General features: G+C 63.6%; 19 protein-coding genes. 17 read left to right on the forward strand and 2 right to left on the reverse strand.

What is annotated here, in order from left to right; all coding sequences use genetic code 11:
• Positions 1 to 90: 90 nt before the first annotated feature.
• From VSR72_RS14595 to VSR72_RS14670, 16 genes are all read left to right on the forward strand, one after another.
• Positions 91 to 1,476 carry an L-serine ammonia-lyase gene (locus tag VSR72_RS14595; protein WP_342953041.1) on the forward strand — a complete coding sequence of 462 codons (1,386 nt, stop codon included), beginning with the start codon at positions 91 to 93 and terminating at the stop codon, positions 1,474 to 1,476.
• A 38-nt stretch (positions 1,477 to 1,514) separates the two neighbouring features.
• On the forward strand, positions 1,515 to 2,759 hold the full coding sequence (locus tag VSR72_RS14600; RefSeq protein WP_342953042.1) for a sarcosine oxidase subunit beta family protein: 1,245 nt from the start codon (positions 1,515 to 1,517) through the stop codon (positions 2,757 to 2,759).
• A 13-nt stretch (positions 2,760 to 2,772) separates the two neighbouring features.
• Positions 2,773 to 3,075, forward strand: coding sequence for a sarcosine oxidase subunit delta (locus VSR72_RS14605; protein WP_342953043.1), 303 nt, complete (start codon positions 2,773 to 2,775; stop codon positions 3,073 to 3,075).
• Entirely contained in the window at positions 3,072 to 6,080 is a 3,009-nt protein-coding gene (locus VSR72_RS14610; protein ID WP_342953044.1) for a sarcosine oxidase subunit alpha family protein, read from the forward strand. The genes VSR72_RS14605 and VSR72_RS14610 overlap by 4 nt, the downstream gene beginning before the upstream one ends.
• Positions 6,070 to 6,705, forward strand: coding sequence for a sarcosine oxidase subunit gamma (locus VSR72_RS14615; protein WP_342953045.1), 636 nt, complete (start codon positions 6,070 to 6,072; stop codon positions 6,703 to 6,705). The genes VSR72_RS14610 and VSR72_RS14615 overlap by 11 nt, the downstream gene beginning before the upstream one ends.
• Positions 6,702 to 7,199 carry a dihydroneopterin aldolase gene (locus tag VSR72_RS14620; protein WP_342953046.1) on the forward strand — a complete coding sequence of 166 codons (498 nt, stop codon included), beginning with the start codon at positions 6,702 to 6,704 and terminating at the stop codon, positions 7,197 to 7,199. The genes VSR72_RS14615 and VSR72_RS14620 overlap by 4 nt, the downstream gene beginning before the upstream one ends.
• 181 nt (positions 7,200 to 7,380) lie before the next feature.
• On the forward strand, positions 7,381 to 8,577 hold the full coding sequence (gene fdhA, locus VSR72_RS14625; RefSeq protein ID WP_342953047.1) for a formaldehyde dehydrogenase, glutathione-independent: 1,197 nt from the start codon (positions 7,381 to 7,383) through the stop codon (positions 8,575 to 8,577).
• Positions 8,578 to 8,818: 241 nt separating this feature from the next.
• Positions 8,819 to 10,138: a site-specific integrase gene (locus VSR72_RS14630; RefSeq protein WP_342953048.1), complete on the forward strand. Its 1,320-nt coding sequence runs from the start codon at positions 8,819 to 8,821 to the stop codon at positions 10,136 to 10,138.
• A gap of 15 nt (positions 10,139 to 10,153) precedes the next feature.
• Positions 10,154 to 10,876 (forward strand): hypothetical protein, encoded by a 723-nt coding sequence (locus VSR72_RS14635; protein ID WP_342953049.1) that lies wholly within the window; start codon positions 10,154 to 10,156, stop codon positions 10,874 to 10,876.
• 128 nt (positions 10,877 to 11,004) lie between these two features.
• Entirely contained in the window at positions 11,005 to 11,211 is a 207-nt protein-coding gene (locus VSR72_RS14640) for a hypothetical protein (RefSeq protein WP_342953050.1), read from the forward strand.
• Positions 11,212 to 11,223: 12 nt separating this feature from the next.
• Positions 11,224 to 11,457, forward strand: a complete 234-nt coding sequence (locus VSR72_RS14645) for a hypothetical protein (RefSeq protein ID WP_342953051.1) — start codon at positions 11,224 to 11,226, stop codon at positions 11,455 to 11,457.
• Complete coding sequence (locus VSR72_RS14650; RefSeq protein WP_342953052.1) at positions 11,454 to 13,376, forward strand: AAA family ATPase; 1,923 nt, start codon at positions 11,454 to 11,456, stop codon at positions 13,374 to 13,376. The genes VSR72_RS14645 and VSR72_RS14650 overlap by 4 nt, the downstream gene beginning before the upstream one ends.
• A gap of 157 nt (positions 13,377 to 13,533) precedes the next feature.
• Complete coding sequence (locus VSR72_RS14655; protein WP_342953053.1) at positions 13,534 to 13,806, forward strand: hypothetical protein; 273 nt, start codon at positions 13,534 to 13,536, stop codon at positions 13,804 to 13,806.
• Positions 13,807 to 13,850: 44 nt separating this feature from the next.
• Positions 13,851 to 14,888 carry a phage major capsid protein gene (locus tag VSR72_RS14660; RefSeq protein ID WP_342953054.1) on the forward strand — a complete coding sequence of 346 codons (1,038 nt, stop codon included), beginning with the start codon at positions 13,851 to 13,853 and terminating at the stop codon, positions 14,886 to 14,888.
• A 7-nt stretch (positions 14,889 to 14,895) separates the two neighbouring features.
• Positions 14,896 to 15,216, forward strand: a complete 321-nt coding sequence (locus tag VSR72_RS14665; RefSeq protein WP_342953055.1) for a hypothetical protein — start codon at positions 14,896 to 14,898, stop codon at positions 15,214 to 15,216.
• Entirely contained in the window at positions 15,213 to 15,509 is a 297-nt protein-coding gene (locus VSR72_RS14670; protein ID WP_342953056.1) for a hypothetical protein, read from the forward strand. Before VSR72_RS14665 ends, VSR72_RS14670 begins: the two co-directional genes overlap by 4 nt.
• A gap of 437 nt (positions 15,510 to 15,946) precedes the next feature.
• On the opposite strand, the gene VSR72_RS14675 is transcribed toward VSR72_RS14670, so the two are convergent.
• Entirely contained in the window at positions 15,947 to 16,960 is a 1,014-nt protein-coding gene (locus tag VSR72_RS14675) for a hypothetical protein (protein ID WP_342953057.1), read from the reverse strand.
• Positions 16,961 to 17,496: 536 nt separating this feature from the next.
• Here VSR72_RS14675 and VSR72_RS14680 point away from each other — a divergent pair.
• Positions 17,497 to 17,913 carry a hypothetical protein gene (locus VSR72_RS14680; RefSeq protein WP_342953058.1) on the forward strand — a complete coding sequence of 139 codons (417 nt, stop codon included), beginning with the start codon at positions 17,497 to 17,499 and terminating at the stop codon, positions 17,911 to 17,913.
• Positions 17,914 to 18,785: 872 nt separating this feature from the next.
• On the opposite strand, the gene VSR72_RS14685 is transcribed toward VSR72_RS14680, so the two are convergent.
• Positions 18,786 to 19,814 carry a GlxA family transcriptional regulator gene (locus VSR72_RS14685; protein ID WP_342953059.1) on the reverse strand — a complete coding sequence of 343 codons (1,029 nt, stop codon included), beginning with the start codon at positions 19,812 to 19,814 and terminating at the stop codon, positions 18,786 to 18,788.
• Between the last annotated feature and the right edge of the window lie 97 nt (positions 19,815 to 19,911).

The raw sequence follows: 19,911 nt of genomic DNA on the forward strand, positions 1-19,911 counted from the left end.
GATGGCGTTTTTATTCTATCGGCTGCCACGGCCTCTTTGGTCTACTTGCATCCAAGCTCATCCATGCGCTGAAGCGCGAAGGGAAGTCAGATGAACGTCAGCGTTTTCGACCTGTTCAAGATCGGAATCGGTCCGTCCAGCTCGCATACGGTCGGCCCGATGGTCGCCGCGTGCCGCTTCGCGTCCCATATCGAGGACGCCAATCTGCTGGCCTTTGTGCGTCGCGTCAAAGTCGAGCTGTACGGCTCGCTCGGCGCGACGGGCAAGGGCCACGGTACCGACAAGGCCGTGCTGCTCGGCCTCGAAGGCAACTTGCCCGACTCGGTCGATCCCGACGAGATCGAGCCGCGCCTCGCCGCCATTCGCCGCGAAAAGACGCTCGTGCTGCTCGGCAAGCAGTCGGTCCGCTTCGACGAAAAGGAATGCATCGGCTTCTTCCGCAAGACGATGGGCGGCGCGAACACGCTGCACTCGAACGGCATGCGTTTTCAGGCTTTCGATGAAAACGGGCAGTTGCTCGTTGAGAAAGAGTACTACTCGGTGGGCGGCGGTTTTGTCGTGAACCGCGACGGCGACCGTGTGAATGGCGTGCGCAGCGGGCGCGAGGTGCCGTATCCGTTCCGCACCGGCGACGACCTGCTGCGCGTGTGCAAGGAAAGCGGGCTCTCGATCGCCGAAGTCACGCTTGCGAACGAATGCGCGGCGCGTGCTCCCGAAGACGTGCGCGAAGGGCTGCTCGTGATCTGGCGCGCGATGGCCGCCTGCGTGGAGCGCGGCTGCAAGATGCACGGCGAATTGCCCGGCCCCATGCAGGTGAAGCGCCGCGCCGCCGATCTCTCGGTGCATCTGCGTTCGCGCTCGGAAGAGTCGCTGCGCGATCCGCTTTCCATGCTCGACTGGGTCAATCTCTACGCGATGGCCGTGAACGAGGAGAACGCAGCGGGCGGCCGCGTCGTCACGGCGCCCACGAATGGCGCGGCGGGCGTGATTCCCGCCGTGCTGCACTACTACGTGAAATTCGTTGCGGGCGCAAACGAAGACGGCATCGCCAACTTCCTGCTCACGGCGGCGGCCATCGGCATCATCTACAAGGAAACGGCGTCGATTTCGGGCGCAGAAGTGGGCTGCCAGGGCGAAGTGGGCGTGGCCTGCTCGATGGCCGCTGCGGCACTTGCGGCCGTGATGGGCGGCACGCCGGGCCAGGTCGAGAACGCCGCCGAAATCGGCATGGAGCACAACCTCGGCATGACCTGCGACCCCGTGGGCGGCCTCGTGCAGATTCCGTGCATCGAGCGCAACGCCATGGGCGCGATCAAGGCGATCAACGCCGCGCGCATGGCGCTCAAAGGCAACGGCGAACATTACGTCACGCTCGACAACGTCATCAAGACGATGCGCGAAACGGGCGCCGACATGAAGACGAAATACAAGGAGACGTCGCGCGGTGGTCTCGCCGTGAACGTCATCGAGTGCTAACGGAAGTTAATGGTAACGCGCAACAAGGGGTCTGCGAGATGAGCCGCTATTCGATATTCAGTCTGTTCCGCAACGGGTTGTCGTATCACGAGAACTGGGAGCGGCAGTGGAGAAGCCCGGAGCCGAAGAAGGAGTACGACGTCGTGATCGTCGGCGGCGGCGGACATGGTCTCGCAACGGCCTATTACCTCGCGAAAGAGCACGGCGTGAAGAACGTCGCGATTCTGGAGAAGGGGTGGATCGGCGGCGGCAATACGGCGCGCAACACGACTATCGTGCGCTCGAACTATCTGTGGGACGAGTCGGCGGCGCTCTATGAAAAGGCGATGAAGCTCTGGGAAGGGCTCTCGCAGGACCTCAACTACAACGTGATGTTCAGCCAGCGCGGCGTGCTGAATCTCGCGCACACGCTGCAGGACGTGCGCGACACCGAGCGCCGCGTGAACGCGAACCGTCTGAACGGCGTGGACGCCGAATTCCTCACGCCCGAGCAGATCAAGGAAATCGAGCCGACCATCAATCTGAACAGCCGTTACCCGGTGCTGGGCGCGTCGATCCAGCGCCGCGCCGGTGTGGCGCGCCACGACGCCGTGGCTTGGGGCTTCGCGCGCGGCGCGGACCAGCACGGCGTGGACATCATTCAGAACTGCCAGGTGACGGGCATTCGCCGCGACGGCGCGCGCGTGACGGGCGTGGATACGTCGAAGGGTTTCATCAAGGCGAAGAAGGTTGCCGTGGTGGCGGCGGGCAACACCACGACGCTCGCGGACATGGCCGGCGTGCGTCTCCCGCTGGAAAGCCACCCGCTGCAAGCGCTGGTGTCGGAGCCGATCAAACCGGTGGTGAACACCGTCATCATGTCGAATGCAGTGCACGCCTATATCAGCCAGTCCGACAAGGGCGATCTCGTGATCGGCGCGGGCGTGGACCAGTACACGGGTTTTGGCCAGCGCGGCAGCTTCCACATCATCGAGGGCACGTTGCAGGCCATCGTCGAAATGTTCCCGGTGTTCTCGCGCGTGCGCATGAACCGCCAGTGGGGCGGCATTGTCGATGTGTCGCCCGACGCATGCCCGATCATCAGCAAGACCGACGTGAAGGGTCTCTATTTCAACTGCGGCTGGGGCACCGGCGGTTTCAAGGCGACGCCGGGCTCGGGCTGGGTGTTCGCGCACACCATTGCGAAGGACGAACCGCATCCGCTGAATGCGCCGTTCTCGCTGGACCGCTTCTATACCGGCCATCTGATCGACGAACACGGCGCAGCCGCCGTGGCGCACTAAAGGAGACCACATCATGTTGCTGATCGAATGCCCGTGGTGCGGCCCCCGCGCCGAAGTCGAGTTCACGTGCGGCGGCGAAGCCGAGATCGCGCGTCCGCTTGACACCGACAAGCTCACCGACAAGGAATGGGGCGACTACCTCTTCATGCGCCACAACCCGCGCGGCGTGCACAAGGAGCAGTGGCTGCACGCGCAGGGCTGCCGCCGCTGGTTCATGGCGACGCGCGACACCGTCACCTACGAGATTCAAAGTTACGAGACCTTCGGCGCGGCAAATGATGCGCAAGGCAACAAGCAAGGGAGCACGCAGCGATGAGCCAGAAGAACCGCCTCGGCGCCGGTGGGCGCGTGAACCGCGCGATTCCGCTGAACTTCACGTTCAACGGCCGCACGTATCAAGGTTTTCAGGGCGACACGCTCGCCTCCGCGCTGCTCGCCAACGACGTGCATTTCGTCGCGCGCAGCTTCAAGTACCATCGCCCGCGCGGCATCATGACGGCGGACGTGGCCGAGCCGAACGCGATCGTGCAACTGGAGCGCGGCGCCTACACGGTGCCTAATGCACGCGCGACCGAAGTCGAGCTGTATCAGGGTCTCATCGCGACGAGCGTGAACGCTGAGCCTAGCCTCGAAAACGATCGCATGGCGATCAACCAGAAGTTCTCGCGCTTTCTGCCCGCGGGCTTCTATTACAAGACCTTCATGTGGCCGCGCAAATGGTGGCCGAAATACGAGGAGAAGATTCGCGACGCCGCGGGTCTCGGCAAAGCACCCGAAGTGCGCGACGCCGACCGCTACGACAAGTGCTTCGCGCATTGCGACGTGCTCGTGATCGGCGGCGGCCCCGCCGGTCTCGCCGCCGCGCATACGGCGGGCGCAACCGGCGCACGCGTGATTCTCGTGGACGACCAGCGCGAGCTGGGCGGCAGCCTGTTGTCGTGCAAGGCCGATATCGACGGTCGTCCCGCAGTCCACTGGGTCGAGAAGGTCGAAGCCGAACTCAAGCAAATGCCCGACGTGAAAATCCTGTCACGCAGCACGGCGTTCGGCTATCAAGATCACAATCTCGTGACCGTCACGCAGCGTTTGACCGAGCATCTGCCGGTTTCCACGCGTCAGGGCACGCGCGAACTGCTGTGGAAAATCCGCGCCAAGCGCGTGATTCTCGCAACGGGTGCGCACGAGCGTCCCATCGTGTTCGGCAATAACGATCTGCCGGGCATCATGATGGCCTCGGCGGTATCGACGTATATCCATCGCTATGGCGTGCTGCCGGGCCGCAATGCTGTCGTCTTCACGAACAACGACGCGGGCTACCGTTGCGCGCTCGACCTCAAGGCATGCGGCGCGACCGTGACGGTCGTCGATTCGCGCGCGCAGGGCAACGGCGCTTTGCAGGCCGCCGCGCGCCGCCAGGGCGTGAAGGTGATGTACAACGCGGCCATCAACTGCGCACACGGCAAGCAGCGCGTGAGTTCGGTCGATGTGGTGGGCTACACGAACGGGCAAGCCGGCGCGCAGCAGGGCACGCTCCCGTGCGATCTCGTTGCAGTGTCGGGCGGCTTCAGCCCTGTACTGCATCTTTTTGCGCAGTCGGGCGGCAAGGCGCACTGGAGCGACGCGAAGGCGTGCTTCATGCCGGGCAAGCGCGTGCAGGAAGAAGTGAGCGTTGGCGCGGCAGTGGGCGAGTTCGGCCTTGCACGCGCGCTCACGCAAGGCGTGGACGGCGGCATCGACGCGGCAAAGTCGCTTGGCTTCGAGACCAGGCGGCCCGCGTTGCCGAAGGCCGCTGAGGTCGAAGAAACGCCGCTGCAGGCGTTGTGGCTCGTGGGCAGCCGCAAGGACGCGGCACGCGGGCCGAAGCAGTTCGTCGACTTCCAGAACGACGTTTCCGCGGCGGACATTCTGCTGGCCGCGCGCGAAGGCTTCGAGTCGGTCGAGCACGTGAAGCGCTATACGGCCATGGGCTTCGGCACCGACCAGGGCAAGCTCGGCAATATCAACGGCATGGCGATTCTCGCCAGCGCGCTCGGCAAGACGATTCCCGAGACCGGCACGACGACGTTCCGCCCGAACTACACGCCCGTCACGTTCGGCACGTTCGCGGGGCGTGAACTCGGCGACATGCTCGACCCGATCCGCAAGACCTGCATTCACGAGTGGCACGTGCAGCATGGCGCGGAGTTCGAGGATGTGGGCAACTGGAAGCGTCCGTGGTACTACCCGAAGAGCGGCGAGAATCTGCACGCGGCCGTGAAGCGCGAGTGTCTTGCAGTGCGTAACAGCGTTGGCATTCTCGATGCGTCCACACTCGGCAAGATCGACATTCAGGGCCCCGACGCGGCGAAGCTGCTCAACTGGGTCTACACGAATCCGTGGCTCAAGCTCGAAGTGGGCAAGTGCCGCTATGGCCTCATGCTCGACGAAAACGGCATGGTGTTCGACGACGGCGTGACGGTGCGCCTCGGCCAGCAGCACTACATGATGACGACGACCACGGGCGGCGCGGCGCGCGTGCTCACGTGGCTCGAACGCTGGCTGCAGACCGAATGGCCCGATATGAAGGTGCGGCTCGCGTCCGTCACCGACCATTGGGCGACGTTCGCGGTGGTCGGCCCGAAGAGCCGCAAGGTGCTCCAGAAGGTGTGCAAGGACATCGACTTCGACAATGCCGCCTTCCCGTTCATGTCGTATCGCAACGGCACGGTCGCGGGCGTGAAGTCGCGTGTCATGCGCATCAGCTTCTCGGGCGAACTGGCCTACGAAGTGAACGTGCCGGCCAACGCAGGCCGCGCCGTGTGGGAAGCGTTGATGGAAGCGGGCGCCGAATTCGACATCACGCCGTACGGCACCGAAACGATGCACGTGCTGCGCGCGGAGAAGGGCTACATCATCGTGGGCCAGGACACGGACGGCTCGGTCACGCCGTTCGACCTCGGCATGGGCGGCCTCGTCTCGCAGACCAAGGACTTCCTTGGCCGCCGCTCGCTCAAGCGTTCGGATACCGCGAAGGAAAACCGCAAGCAGTTCGTCGGACTGCTAACCGATGACGCACAGTACGTGCTGCCCGAAGGCGGTCAGATTATCGCGCCGGATGCGCAAGCGCGGGCCGATGGCACCACGCCGATGATCGGCCACGTGACGTCGAGCTATTACAGCCCGATCCTCAAGCGTTCGATCGCGCTCGCGGTGGTGAAAGGCGGTTTGAACAAGATGGGCGAACACGTGGTGATTCCCATGGCCGATGGCCGGCGTGTGAAAGCGCAGATCGCGAGCCCGATTTTCTACGACACGGAAGGAGTGCGTCAGCATGTTGAATGATACGAAAGACCCCTTGCCGGTCGCAGAGCGCATCGTCGGCGTGCGCCTCGAGTCGCCGCTCGTTGGCGCAGCGGATCTGATCAAGGCGCAGGAGGGGCGTGCCTCGAAGGCGTTCGCCATGCGCGAACAGCCGTTCCGTGACCTCGTGAACGTGCGCGGCGAATTGAGCGACCCGGCGTTCGTCGCGGCGTTCGCGAGCATCGTGGGCTGCGAGCCGCCCGCCGCGCCGAACACGGTCGCACGCAGCGACCATTACGACGTGCTCTGGCTCGGCCCCGACGAATGGCTCGTGCGCTCGCTCGCACCCGTGCAGACGGGCATGCTCGAAGCGAAGCTCACCGCCGTGCTCGGCGACGCCTATGCGGCGGCCGTGGACATCGGCAGCGGCAACACGGTCGTCGAGATCGAAGGCACGCGAGCGCGAGACGTGCTCTCGCGCGGTTGTCCGCTCGATCTGCATCCGCGCCTGTTCAAGCCGGGTCAGTGTGCGCAGAGCGTCTATTTCAAGGCATCGATCGTGTTGATTCCCACGGGCGACGAGCGCTTCGAAATCGTCGTGCGCCGCAGTTTCGCCGATTACTTCTGCCGCATGATGGTCGACGCCGCGGCGTCGGTCGCGCCATGAAGATCGTCGATGCGGCGTTCGAACCGGCGCTCGGCGCGCTGGGCGCAATCGGTGCGCTCAGCGCCCACGACGCGCCGCGCGGGCGCGGCTGGAGCGTATTCGTCGAAGCGTTGAGCGTGCCGGCGCGCATCGGCATCTATCCGCACGAGCACGGCTCGCCGCAGCCGCTCGTGATCGACGCGCAACTCGGCTATCGCTGCATGCCGCGAGAAAAGAGCGCGGCGGGTGAAGCGGGCGACTGGATCGACTACGACGGCTATTGCACGCGCCTTGCCGACTTTCTCGGGCGCAAGCCGCACACGCGGCTGCTCGAAACGCTGGTGGCGGACATTGCTGCGTTTTCGTTTCGCGAATGGCCCGCGCTGGAAACGCTCAGGCTCGCGGTGCACAAGCCGAAGATCCGGCCGGGCACGCGGCGCGTGGGCGTGGCGCTCGACTGGACGCGCGCCGACTATCGGCAATGGATTCGGGCTGATGGTGGCGCACAGCCATAGCAGGCAAGACGCGTAGCCCGATGTCGGCGCAAAGCAGGGGCGCGTCGTTTTTTGCACATCGTTGCATGCGGCGGGCAGGCTACGCTCGAAGCATCGTTGCCTCGCGCAGTTCGCGCGCTTGAGTGAGGCAACGCCATCTAGTGAGCAGCGTTGCGAGCTGCATCGAACAGGAGACAGCGAGATGAGCGGTAATCGAGGCGTCGTGTATCAAGGGCCGGGCAAGGTCGAGGTGCAGAACATCGCGTATCCGAAGATGGTCGATCCGAGCGGGCGCTCGATCGGCCATGGCGTCATTCTCAAGGTGGTCAGCACGAATATCTGCGGCTCGGACCAGCACATGGTGCGTGGGCGTACGACGGCACCCGTCGGTCTCGTGCTCGGCCACGAAATCACCGGCGAAGTGGTGGAGGTGGGCAACGACGTCGAAACGCTGAAGATCGGCGACCTCGTTTCCGTGCCGTTCAACGTGGCGTGCGGACGCTGCGCGATGTGCCGCGAAACGCACACGGGCGTTTGCCTGAATGTCAATCCGTCGCGCGCGGGCGGTGCTTATGGCTATGTCGACATGGGCGGCTGGATTGGCGGCCAGGCCGAATACGTGCTCGTGCCGTATGCCGATTTCAACTTGCTGAAGTTTCCGGACCGCGACCAGGCGATGTCGAAGATCCGCGACCTCACGTGTCTCTCCGATATTCTGCCGACGGGCTATCACGGCGCGGTGACGGCGGGCGTGAAGCCGGGCTCGACCGTTTATATCGCGGGCGCAGGGCCGGTGGGGATGGCGGCTGCGGCTTCGGCGCGCTTGCTTGGCGCGGCGTGCACGATCGTCGGCGATATCAATGCTGAGCGCCTGGCGCATGCCAGGGCGATGGGCTTCGAAGTGGTCGATCTTTCGAAGGACGCGACGCTGGGCGAGCAGATCGAACAGATTCTTGGCAAGCCGGAGATCGATTGCGCCGTGGATTGCGTAGGCTTCGAGGCGCACGGGCACGGGGCTTCCGGGCATTCGGAAGAGGCGCCGGCCACGGTGCTCAACTCGCTGATGGAAATTACGCGGCCCGCGGGCATGATTGGTATTCCGGGGCTTTACGTGACCGACGATCCGGGCGCTCGCGACGTGGCCGCGCAGCATGGCAGCCTGAGCATTCGCTTTGGCCTTGGCTGGGCGAAGTCGCATACGTTCCATACGGGGCAGACGCCCGTGCTCAAGTACAACCGTAATCTCATGCAGGCGATTTTGTTCGATCGTTTGCCGATTGCGAAGATCGTTAATGTGTCGGTTATTTCGCTGGATGAGGCGCCGGAGGGCTATAAGAAGTTCGATGGCGGTGCGCCGCGGAAGTTTGTGATTGATCCGCATGGGTTGCTGGCCGCTTAGTTTTGGTTTGGCTTTCTGCCGCTTTGGGGCTTGCTTGTAATCGCGTCGGTATGCAAGCGTTGCCCCTGTGCGGGGAATTTGCATAGTCTTTCCCGGTGTACTAGAGTTCATCTTCGTCAGAAATTCTCAAAAGAATCAAGGCCTTAAGTTCACCCCGGTATTCCGGGGTTTATCAGGGTTCACGGCGCGGGCTGTCCTCGAATAGTCCTCGCGCCGTAAACCGGCCACTTGAGGACAAAAAATGGCGAAGGAACGTATCAACCGTGAACTGATCCGGCGGCTCGAAGGCGAGCGCATGGCGGCGCTGGCCCGGGGCGACGTGCCGAAGCTGCGCGACGTGTATGACGACACCCTGACCGGCTTCGGGCTGCGCATGCGGCGTAACGGCTCGGTGTCGTTCGTGTACCGCTGGAGCGCACCCGAGGGCCAGCAGAAGAGGAGCGTCGGCCGCTGGCCCGCGATGACCGTCGAGAAAGCACGTGCGGCAGCGAAGGCCTTTATCGGCCGCACCGACCACAAGGCCGACACGATGCCCACGCGCATCGCGAAGCACGAGCGGCGCATGGCCGATGCGAAGCACTGCGCGATGCCAACCGTGGGCGGCTATCTCGACTGCGACTATGCTACGTACTGGCGTGGCACAACCAGAAGCGAGACGCCCGAACAAAATTTAAAAAATATTCGTCGCGACTTCGAGCATCTGATGGACGTGCGGCTCGATGAAGTGACGCGACCGATGATGAAGAAGTGGATCGAGCAGCGCGTCGCGGCGGGTCACAAGCCAACGGGCATCAACCGCACGCTCGGCTCGATTGGCGGCCTGTTCTCGCACGCCGTCGAGCACGAGATCATCAGCAGCAATCCGTGCGCGCGGCTGCGCTGCAGGACCGATCCCGAAGAGGAAGCGGAGCATGGCCGGGAACTGACGCCTGCCGAAGAAGAACGGCTGCGTGCCGCGCTCGACTCACGCGAAGCGCGTATCCGCGAAGAAGCGGCGGCGCGTCCTGACGGGCGCAAACTCGCCGGTGTACCGGGCGAGCATCACGTGTTTGTCGACCATGTGAAGCCAGCGGTCCTGCTGGCGCTCAATACGGGGATGCGCCGCTCGGAACTGATGCGCGCCCGCTGGACGGCTGTGGACTGGAAGGCGAAGACGATCACGGTTGAGGCGTGGACCTCGAAGGTCAAGCGCTCGCGCGTGATACCGCTGAATGCCGAAGCGCTCGCGGTCCTGAAGGCGTGGCGGCGTCAGACGCGGTTCGAGTTCATCTTCACGAACGAGATGGGCGAGCGTCTGCGCGCGGTGCGTGACTGGGACGGCATCAAACGGGCGGCGCAGGTCACGGACTTCCGGTTCATGGACACGAGACACCACGTGGCCACGCGCATGATCAACGAAGGCGCAACGCAGTTTCACGTGCAACGGCTGCTCGGACACAAGGACGCGCGCATGTCACAGCGCTACATGAAAGCGCGCGAGACGAAACTGGCCGAAGCGCTCGCGCTGCTGGACAGGCCACGCACGCCCGACGTACCAGACGTCGAGGAGATCGCAGCGTAGGAAGCCACCCGACTGATGGTGAAAGCCCGCTCGCTGGCGGGCTTTTTTGCGTCTGTGAGGGTCGTACGGTCGTGTGGCCGCCCGGGGATGGTCGATGCGCCGGGGTGTACACGTGTTACGCTCGGTTCACCAGAAGTTTGGGAGGAACCGATGAACACCGACGAATCCGCCTATCAACGCTACAGCGTCGAGCTTGCCGAAAAGCTCGCCATGCGTGATCACTTCCGTAGCGTTATGGAAGGCGCGGCGCAAGCCGGCTGGACGCTACCCGTCAGCCTGAAGGAAGCCTCGGAATTCCTCGCGGCACTCGATGGTGACGTGTGCATCCTGTCCATGTGGATATTCGCCCACGACGCGCAGGCCGCCATGCGTGCAGCCGATGCACCGACGCTCGCGCAGCGCGCCGCCGCAGAGATCGCGCGCCGCCTGTCGACGCCGCCGCAGGAAGGCGACGACCTGAAAAACTGGCGCGTGTCGTTTCCCTGCCTGCATGAGCGCCAGGCCCCACCGCTCACGCGCAGACAGGAGCGTGATATCGAGATCTGCAACGCCGTATGTGAGTCTATCGAACGCAGGGCGGCACGCGGCGAAAAGGACGGGCTTCGCAAGGCGGCCGTCGACGAAGTCGCCCCACGCTTCCATCTCGAAAAACGCTCGATCGAGAAGGCTTACGACGAAAACCGGCAGCGCGTCGAACTGATGCGGCAACTGGCTCGCGCCGTCCGAAGCCAGGAATAACCTTACGCAAAAACCGGGCACGCAAAGTTTGCGTGCCTCTCGTGTTCGTTTTCACGCCACGCGCTGCGGCCTAGATTCCTTCTCAATCGCGGTTCATTGTGGACTGCGCAATTACCGGGAGGGACGCCATGGAAGCGGAAAAGAGTCTTTCCGTTGCTGAGTTCTGCGCACTGGAGGGCATCAGCAAGGGCGGATATTACGCGATGAAACGTCGCAACCAAGCACCCGCCGAAACGCACATTGGTCGCCGCCGCGTCATCTCGGCGCAGTCGCACCGCGAGTGGCGTGAGCGCAGCACGCCGAAGCGCAGCACCGAAGCCGAAGCGACTGCCTGAGCGGAGGCCGTCATGAACGACCTCTGCAAGCTCTCGCTGTGGCTGCGCGACGGCGGGCCACTCGACGGTGACGACGCCGAGCGCATGGCTGACGTACTGGCGCTGCGCATCGACGCCGCCCGTCACGCCGTGCACGACCTCGATTGCGTACTCAACGATCCCGGTAGCTCACTCGCGCCCGAATCGCGCACTCGGCTTGAAGGATTGCAGGCTGCGCTCGCAGGCCCACGGGGAGACACGCCATGACCGAGACCGAACGGGCACGCGATGCGCTGCACGCGCTCGATCCCGGCGTGGGGCGTGACGCGTGGATCCACGTTTGCAATGCGGCGCAAGCTGCAGGCCTGTCATACGAAACCGTTCTCGAATGGTCCAGCAGCGCGGCAAACTTCACCAGTGCCGCCGACGTTCGACGCGTCTGGAATTCCTTCGATCAGTGCAAGGGATTAACCGAACGGACGCTCTTCAAACTCGCGCGTGACGAAGGTTGGCGCGACCCGCAGCCGCGAGCCGCGAGGCCAACGCGTGGCCCGTACTTCAACGGCAGCAAGGCTAACGGCAAGGCACCGGCAGCGTCCGACACGGCGACGCTGTGGGCAGGCGGCACGCCAGTGGGCACGCACCCTTATCTGCAATCGCGTCACATGACGGGCGCAGGCCTCCGGCTAGTGTCGGGCAAGCTCGCCGTGCCGTTCTCGACTCTCGACGGCACACTCGCAACGCTGCAACTGATCGACGACAGCGGCCGCAAGCTCAACCTGAAGGGCGCGGAGTTCGGTGAGTCGATGCACGTCATCGGCGAGCCGCCGGGCGATGGCGGACACTGGCTCGTATGCGAGGGCATCGGCACCGGGCATGCGCTCGCGCGGGCCGACTTCAATGCATGCGTGGCTGTCACGGCAGGCGCTGCGCGTTTTCTAACGGTGGCGAGAGCGCTGCGCGCGAAGTGGCCTGACGCAGCAATCACGGTCGTGGGCGATGTCGGCACGGACGAGACAGTGACCAAAGCGGCGAAAGCTGCGCGCGCAAACTTTCTGCGCTGGCCGGAAGGCCTGGCGAAAAATTTCGATGCGCTCGACTACGAGCAGGAGCACGGCAGCGAAGCGCTCGCCGATCTGCTGCGTTCGAACACCGCAGCACCGGCGCTGCGCTATCGAAGCGAGTCGCTGGCCGAGGTCGTGGCCGAGGTCAGTGCAGAGCGCTTTCTGGTGGACGGACTGCTGACTGCTGGCGGCTTCATGGCCGTGTTCGGCCCGAGCGGAAGCGGCAAGTCCTTCCTCGTGTTCGACCTCGGCGCGGCGCTCGCGCAGGGCACGGGCGAATGGTTCGGGCATGCGGTCCGCGAAGCCGCCCGCGTGCTGTTTGTCGTGCTCGAAGGCGAGAACGGACAGCGGCGGCGCATCCTTGCGTGGCACCAGCACACCGGGCGCGACCTGCCCGAAGGCATGCGCATGCTCAGGCGCCAGCCCGTGAGCATCATGAGTCCGGCAGACACCGAAGACCTGTGCGCGCTGGCGCAGGCCGACCACGCCGACGTGGTCGTGATCGACACGCTGAACAGGGCGCTCAATGGCGCGAACGAGAACGACAGCGCGGACGTGGGCCATGCCATCACGTCATGCGACGAGATACGGCGGCGCTCCGGTTGTGCGGTGCTGCTGGTCGCGCATAGCGGCAAGGAGGTCAACCGGGGACTGCGTGGCCACAGCAGCCTGTATGCGGCACTCGACACGGCGATTGAGACGACCGGCACCGAGAACCCGCATGCGTGGTCACTGGTGAAGTCGAAGGACGGCGAGAGCGGCGGGTCGCACACGTATCGCGTGAAGGCGGTGCCGCTCGCCGAAGGGCGCGACGGCGGGGTGATCGAGCCGGACGCGGACGACGCAACGCCGCGCGATGTGATCCGGGCGCCGACCCGTCCGATACAGAAGCTCGCCTACGAGGTCACGGGCGCTCTGCTGCGCGAGTCACACGCCTACGGCAAGGCCGAGCACTGCCCGCCGACCCATCCCTGCGTGACGATCGAGGCGGCAGCGGCAGCCCTCACACCGAGGCTGATCCAGTACGCGCCGAACAAACGCCTGTGGGCGGCTCGCCGGGTGCTCTCCGCGATGCAGCCGCAGTGGTATGTCACAGACGGCAAGTGGCTGTGGCATCGATAGGACAAGGGGATTCACAAGAGTCACAAACAGTCACAAGCGTTTTTGTGACCGCAGGTGTCCGGTCAGTCACAAAGTCACAAAGTCACACACCTCTTTAAGAGGTGTGACTTTTGTGACTGTGACCGGCACCCGCCTTTTCGAATCGAAGGAGGCAACCGTGATCGAAATGAGCAACACCGCCGACCAGATCGAAACCGCGTTGCGCCGGTGGTGTCGCGAGAACGGGCACCCCGTGTCGCCGCTCGACGAGGTGAGTGAGCCGATCGCGGCGAAGCTGCTCAACGTGAGCCCGAGTTGTCTGCGTCGCCAGTTCGACGAGGGCCGGTCGATGGTGCCCGTTGCCCGCCTCGTGCTAGACCGGCGCATGTATGCCATCAGCGCGCTCGCTGCGTACCTTGCGCACGGCGCGCACCGCGCGTTAGACCTGTGACGCGCAACGCGCGATGCTTCAGGCGAGATCGGGAGGAGGCAACCATGTACGAATTGACGCGCGCGGCACGCGCGATTGCGCTGACAGGTGATTTGCAGAACGCGCGTGGCTTCGCGGTCCGCAACTACGGCATCGATGCACCGTGCGTGGACTGGCTGCGGCGCGCCGGGGAAATTCTCACCACGCAGGACATCGCCACCGTTGACGGCGAACCGATCCCGTTCGGCAACGCGGGCGACTTCGTCGGCCTGGTCAACCGCCGCAGCCTCATTGCCCGCATGTCCGATTCAATCGGCGGCGGGTTCAGGGCCGTGCTGCCGTTCAGGCCGCTGCTATTGCAGGACGAAGGCTCGACCGCTTACTGGGTCGGCGAAGGCAAGCTGAAAATCGTTTCGTCCGATGCAGCATTCCGCGCCGATTTCATCCCGGTTCGCAAATGCACCGGGCTCGTGGTGGCGAGCGCCGAATTCGTGCGGAAGATCGACGAGAAGTCCGACGCGATTTTGCAGCGCGACCTCGCGCGCGCCGTGGCCGACCGCGTGTCCGCGACATTCGCGAGCAATGCCGCGCCCGATGACGATCAACCCGGCGGCATTTTCAGCGGCATCGAGCCACTGGCGTCGAGCGGCGATCTTGAAACCGACATCTGCACGCTGCTCGATGGCTTCGAAGGCGACCTGGGCACTAGCTGTCTCATCACCACGCCCGCGATTGCCGCACGGATCAACCTGCTCGGCCACGATCAGGTCGGCGCGATGGGCGGCTTCGTGGCAGGCGTTGCGTGCGCAACGAGTGACGCGGTTGCGGACGGCGTGCTCGGCCTCGTGGACTGCGCGCGCGTGTTGCTGTTCGACGGACCTGTAGTGCCCGCGACGAGCCAGCAGGCCACGATCAGCGCCGAGGACGGCGACGGCAACACGATCCTCGTGAGCTTGTGGCAAATGAATCTGTCGAGCGTCAGGGTTGAGAAGTATTGCTACTGGCGGCTCGCGGACCCGCGTTACGCACGCTGGATCGGCGATGCCGCGTCAGTCAGTGCGACCGACGCACCGCTGGCGAAGGCCGCGCGCGGCGCGAAGTGAGGCGATCATGTGCGCTAACACCTACGACGAAACCTGCACCTGCTACCCGTCGCGAGCCGCGTTTGACGCGGACATGGCACTGATCGCGCGTCAATCTGCAACTGAGCATGCAGTGTTCGACCTGTTGCGCGACGCTGCCGCTCCCGCTGACCTGCTCGCGCGCCGCTTTGCCGGGGCAATCCTCGAGGACGCGCGCTCGCGCAACGGCGCGAATGTGAGCGACGTTTTCGTTTGCGGCGAGCGCGCCGTCGTCTGGTGGGCGCTTGATGATGGCTCGGAACACCACGCGCGGCTCGCACGGCCTTCACTCGTTCGGGCGGCGGCATGAACGGCGAACGGATCGCGCCGAGCATTCACGCCATCGCCGCGCCGCCTGACGTGATGGCGCAGTTGATTGAGCAGTACGTGCAGGGTCGCCCCGACCTCGCGCGCCACGCGCCCGCGTTTGACGATCACGACTTGGCTTTCCTTGGCGGGCAGATGGTGGGCTCGTTTATCGAGCAGCACCGCACACACGCTGCCACGCTGACGGGCGCGTGGTTGCTGGTGGATGGGGACGGCAACCGGCTCGGCTGGTTGTGGCTCAGGTCTGATGGGTTGGCCTTTGTGCAGCGGCAGTGATATGCGCCACGAGCGCGGTCTCGCGGCGCGGGCACGCTCGGCGGGGGGAGGCTTTCAGGTTTCGGTCGGACTCGCGGGAACCCCGCGCGAAACTTTTCTCGCATGAGCGCACTTTTCGGCGCGGGGGTCGGAACACTGCGCGAGCGTGCTCACACATTCGGGGCACACCCACGGCGCTTGCGCCGATGACCGCAGCAACAAGTCCGGCGCGTGGCGGACGCAAATATCCACGCGCTCCTAGGTGTAATTGTGTAGCCGTGGGCGATCTCCCCGCTCACGGTTTCTTCTTGGTTCTTCGCGGATATTCGGGGATTCGACGACGCTTGCCGACCCGTGGCGGTCAATGCACGAGATGTTTCTAACGTCCGCTACCTATACGTCAGCGGACGGACGCGTCAGGGGGGATCGCCAACAAGCCAGGCGCCACTCATCGTGTCTCACTGGCTGTGCGCCGGTGCGAAAGCGAATGCCCCTTGGGGATACGACTCCAATGGAGTGTCGTCCGCGCAGTACGAGAACTCGCGATTCACACGCTCGCTGTCGCCATAGATTTTGGACATAACTTCGCACATCCTCTTCGGATGAAGACTAACCACTCCGAACGGCGGCGCAGCACTTTGCACGTGCCTTCCCATAAGCCTGATAACCGGTGCTTCGTGGTCTTTTGCAGATTCACCTGAAAAAGCGATTGCCCAAGACAGCTCATACAGTCGGTCGCGAGTCGCTAATGGTATCGGTTTGTCGTCCGGGGCCGTGGCAAGAAGTTCATTCATGAGAGACTCAATCCGCGAGAGTGTGCCTGGCTGTCCACCGGCCGCTGCGACTTGCGCCGCGCCAGTTCCAAGCGAGTTCTCGCTAGAAATCTGCCCAAATGCTTCGGCTGCATATCGTGCCGATTCGTGTCCAAAGCCAGCCAAAACGGTCATTGCGTATGGCCGAATATCGCCGTCGATTTGTCCACCGCTATCGTCGTCGATTACCGGCCGTGGAAAAAACGCCACTCGCGCGACGGCATCGACGACATTAGCGGGCGGAGGTTGGAAATAGGAGACGAGCCTTAGTTCATGGCGGTCAAACCTGCCCTTGTTGAGAGCGCTTCCCGCGAACGCCGCGGCAACACGGCCATAAATCGCTGCTGGAGTACACACCCTCGTCCCAAGCTTCCCCGGACTCCCACGATACAGGTCCTCACTCAGCGAGCGTTCAGCTCCAATGGCGAGCCAGTCGGGCGAGTAAGGCGCTACATGCTCCAGAGTTGAAGCGGCAATTTCAAGGTGCTCGTTTTCTTTGATATTCGCTGAAACACATTGGGGATTTTTCCAGATTGGCATGGCAGGCATCGCCGGTAGCGTTCTCGACACCGTCTCCCGAGCGACCGTCCGATGGTGTCCAATCCCGAAGCCTGCAAGAAACGTCAATACGAATCCAGCCAGAACATATTTGCGGTCCATTTCCCCTTTCCCCGAATTTGGCTAATTTTTCGCAATTGGAGTTCAGCCCAGCGCAACTTAAAGATCTTAGGTGCGGAAATCGAGCGACTGATTCTGGCTGATGCCGTCAATATGCCAAATGTGTGGGAACACGAATGTTCGCTTCGATACCGATTTCGGTCCTTCGGCGCGACAATGCCACCGTCTCTTCCTGGCCGAAATCGGCGACCTCCGCCTCGTTTCCGGGGAGTCCGCGATGAGCTTTTTTGCGACGCCGGCTTCGCCGGCCTGCGCGGCACGGCGCTACCAGATCACCCAGGGTTTACGGCATGGTTGACGCCACGATATTCGAGGTGAATCATAACCCTCGTGTTCCGCCCGCTCTGGTGCAGCATCAGGCCAGTCGGTCGCGGTGAGGTACATGGCAACTGGCCGGTCCACGCGACCGGTCTAGGTGACGAGAGTGCGTGGGCAGCGGAACATACCGCACGCGTCGCCTGTTCTCCCAGCATCGTCTGGGTAATCGTCATTTTTTTTGACTGGAACAGGAGATTGCCATGCAATCGAAAGCGATTCCTTTATCCCGCCGTATTGCGCTGCTCACACCGGAGCAGCGGTCCAAGTTTGCTCGGCTGTGTCGCGAAGCCGAGCTAGCCGGTGAAGCCGAGTACGAGCGCGAAGTGCACGAGAAGTTTTTCGCCATCGGACAGCACGCAGCCATCGCGCTCATGCGCCCGCATGACGCCCGTGAGCTAGCGAAGATCGACCGGCACTACATCGACAACTGGCACCCGGTGCCTGCCTATGGCTGGGGCTTTCCGCTGTACGCATCCACGCACAATGTGACGGACCCCGGTGACGTATGCAGGGCCGATGTGGAATGTTTCGTCGAGAAACTGCTCGGCAGTCCCTACCCCGAGCCCGCCGAGGTATGCGCGTTTATCGAAGGCGTCGCTGATGTGGTTGGCCTGTAGGCACGTCACTTCGCTGTAGGCATCTAGGGCGGCCTTGCGGTCGCCCACGCATGTGTTCGACGATCACGACGAACACATGCGGCTCGAAGCAGGCGCAACGGGGGCGACGAAGGGGCGCATTGGGCTTGAAATCCGGCCCGCAGTGGCGATGGCGAGGCGCGGAGCGCGAGCTATTGCAGGGTTGGGCCTTCGAGGCCACCAGAAGGCCGCGAAACGCCCGTCCAGCAAGGGAAAGCGGCGAGTCCGGCTGTCACGCGGAAAGTGCGCGACGCTAGTCCCCATGTAGTCCTCGCGTCGCAATTTTGCCTCCCGCGAGCGCGCTATAATTCGCGCCAAGGTCTTGATGGATAAGGCTTCTGACGAGTTGAACGTGAGGATCGACGTTTTCCCTGTGCGGGGCGGCACCTACTTTTCTTTGCAGCGGCAAAGAAAAGTAGGCAAAAGAAAGCCGCTCACACCGCTAATGCCTGCCACCGTTCGCCTCGCGCCATACCAGGTTAATGGCTCCGGAGCGTCTGTCGCCTCGCACCATTCTCGTTAGTGACAAGGCCGTCATACATCCCGCTGCTCGCTGCGCGCGCTGCGGTTGGGTCTGCATGGCAAACCGGTCTGTTTGCGAGGGCATTCGACTTTCGGTTATGCCCTTCGGGGCGCGTAGCGCCGACGGACGTATGACTGCCTTGTCACTCCGCCTGGGGGCGAGAGGTGACAGACGCTCCGGAGCCATTAACCTGGTATGGCGCGAGGTGAACCGTGGCTGGCGCTGGCGGTTTGAGCGGCTTTCTTTTGCCTACTTTTCTTTGCCGCTGCAAAGAAAAGTAGGTGCCGCCCCGCACAGGGGCAACCCAGGCAGACCGACGCGAAAACAGGTTTTATACGTGCACCGTTGCAGGCACACCAGCAGCAACCGAAGCAGGCGTATCCGCACCAGAAAGCGGCGCGATCCGCTTACGCCGTTCACCGGTAGGCGCACTACCAAACGCATCGCGATAGCTCTTGCTGAAGTGACAAGCGGACTGAAACCCGCAAGCCATCGTAATCTGCATGATCGACATATCGGTTTGCAGAAGCAGCTCACGCGCGCGCCGCAGGCGTAAAGTCAAATAGTAATGCGTAGGCGTCATGCCAAGATGCTCATGAAATAGCCGCTGCAACTGCCGTTGCGACATATTCGCTAGCCGCGCCAACTCCTCGCGCGAAAGCGGCTCCTCGATATTGTTCTCCATGAGCGAGATCACTTCGAAAAGCGACTTGTTCGCGGACCCGAGCCGCGCAACCAGCGGCATGCGCTGCTGCGCAGAGGTATCGCGCACATGCTCGACCACGAATTGCTCGGCGATCTGCGTAACCCGTGCAGTGCCCACGCGCGCTGTGATGAGGTGCAGCATCATGTCGAGCGGCGCGACGCCGCCTGTGCAGGTCACACGGTCGCGGTCGATGACGAAGAGTTCCTTGAGAAAACGCGTGGACGGAAACTCCTCCTTCAGCGCCGACATGTTCTCCCAGTGAATCGCGCAGGCATACCCAGCCAGCAGCCCGGACTTCGCAAGCGCATAGGTCCCCGTGCAAAGGCTGCCCAGCGCAACACCCATGCGCGCAAAGCGGCGCAGCGCAGCGAGATGGGCGGGCGTCGTGGCGCGCTGCACGTCGATGCCGCCGCAGACGAACACGATATCGGGCTGTCCCACGCATTCGGCCGGGCCGGTGTCGATGGAAAGCCCGTTGCTGGACGTGACCGGGCCGCCCTCCGGGGTGATGATCGACCACCTGTAAAGCGGCTGCCCGCTCAGGTAGTTAGCCATACGAAGGACTTCGATGGCGTTCGTGAACGCGATCATCGTGAAGTCGGGCAGCGGCATGAACGCGAAGTGCGCAAACGACGCTGTGCGATCCGGCAGCATGGGGGACGATTCCTTGTGATCGGTAGCCTGGTGCCCAGTGGAGGCCCGGTGAGGCCGGGGGGCCGGCTACGCTACCGCAATTTTCGAATTTGGCGGG

This window comes from Paraburkholderia sp. JHI869, assembly GCF_038900775.1.
In the GTDB taxonomy this organism is placed as follows: Bacteria; Pseudomonadota; Gammaproteobacteria; order Burkholderiales; family Burkholderiaceae; genus Paraburkholderia.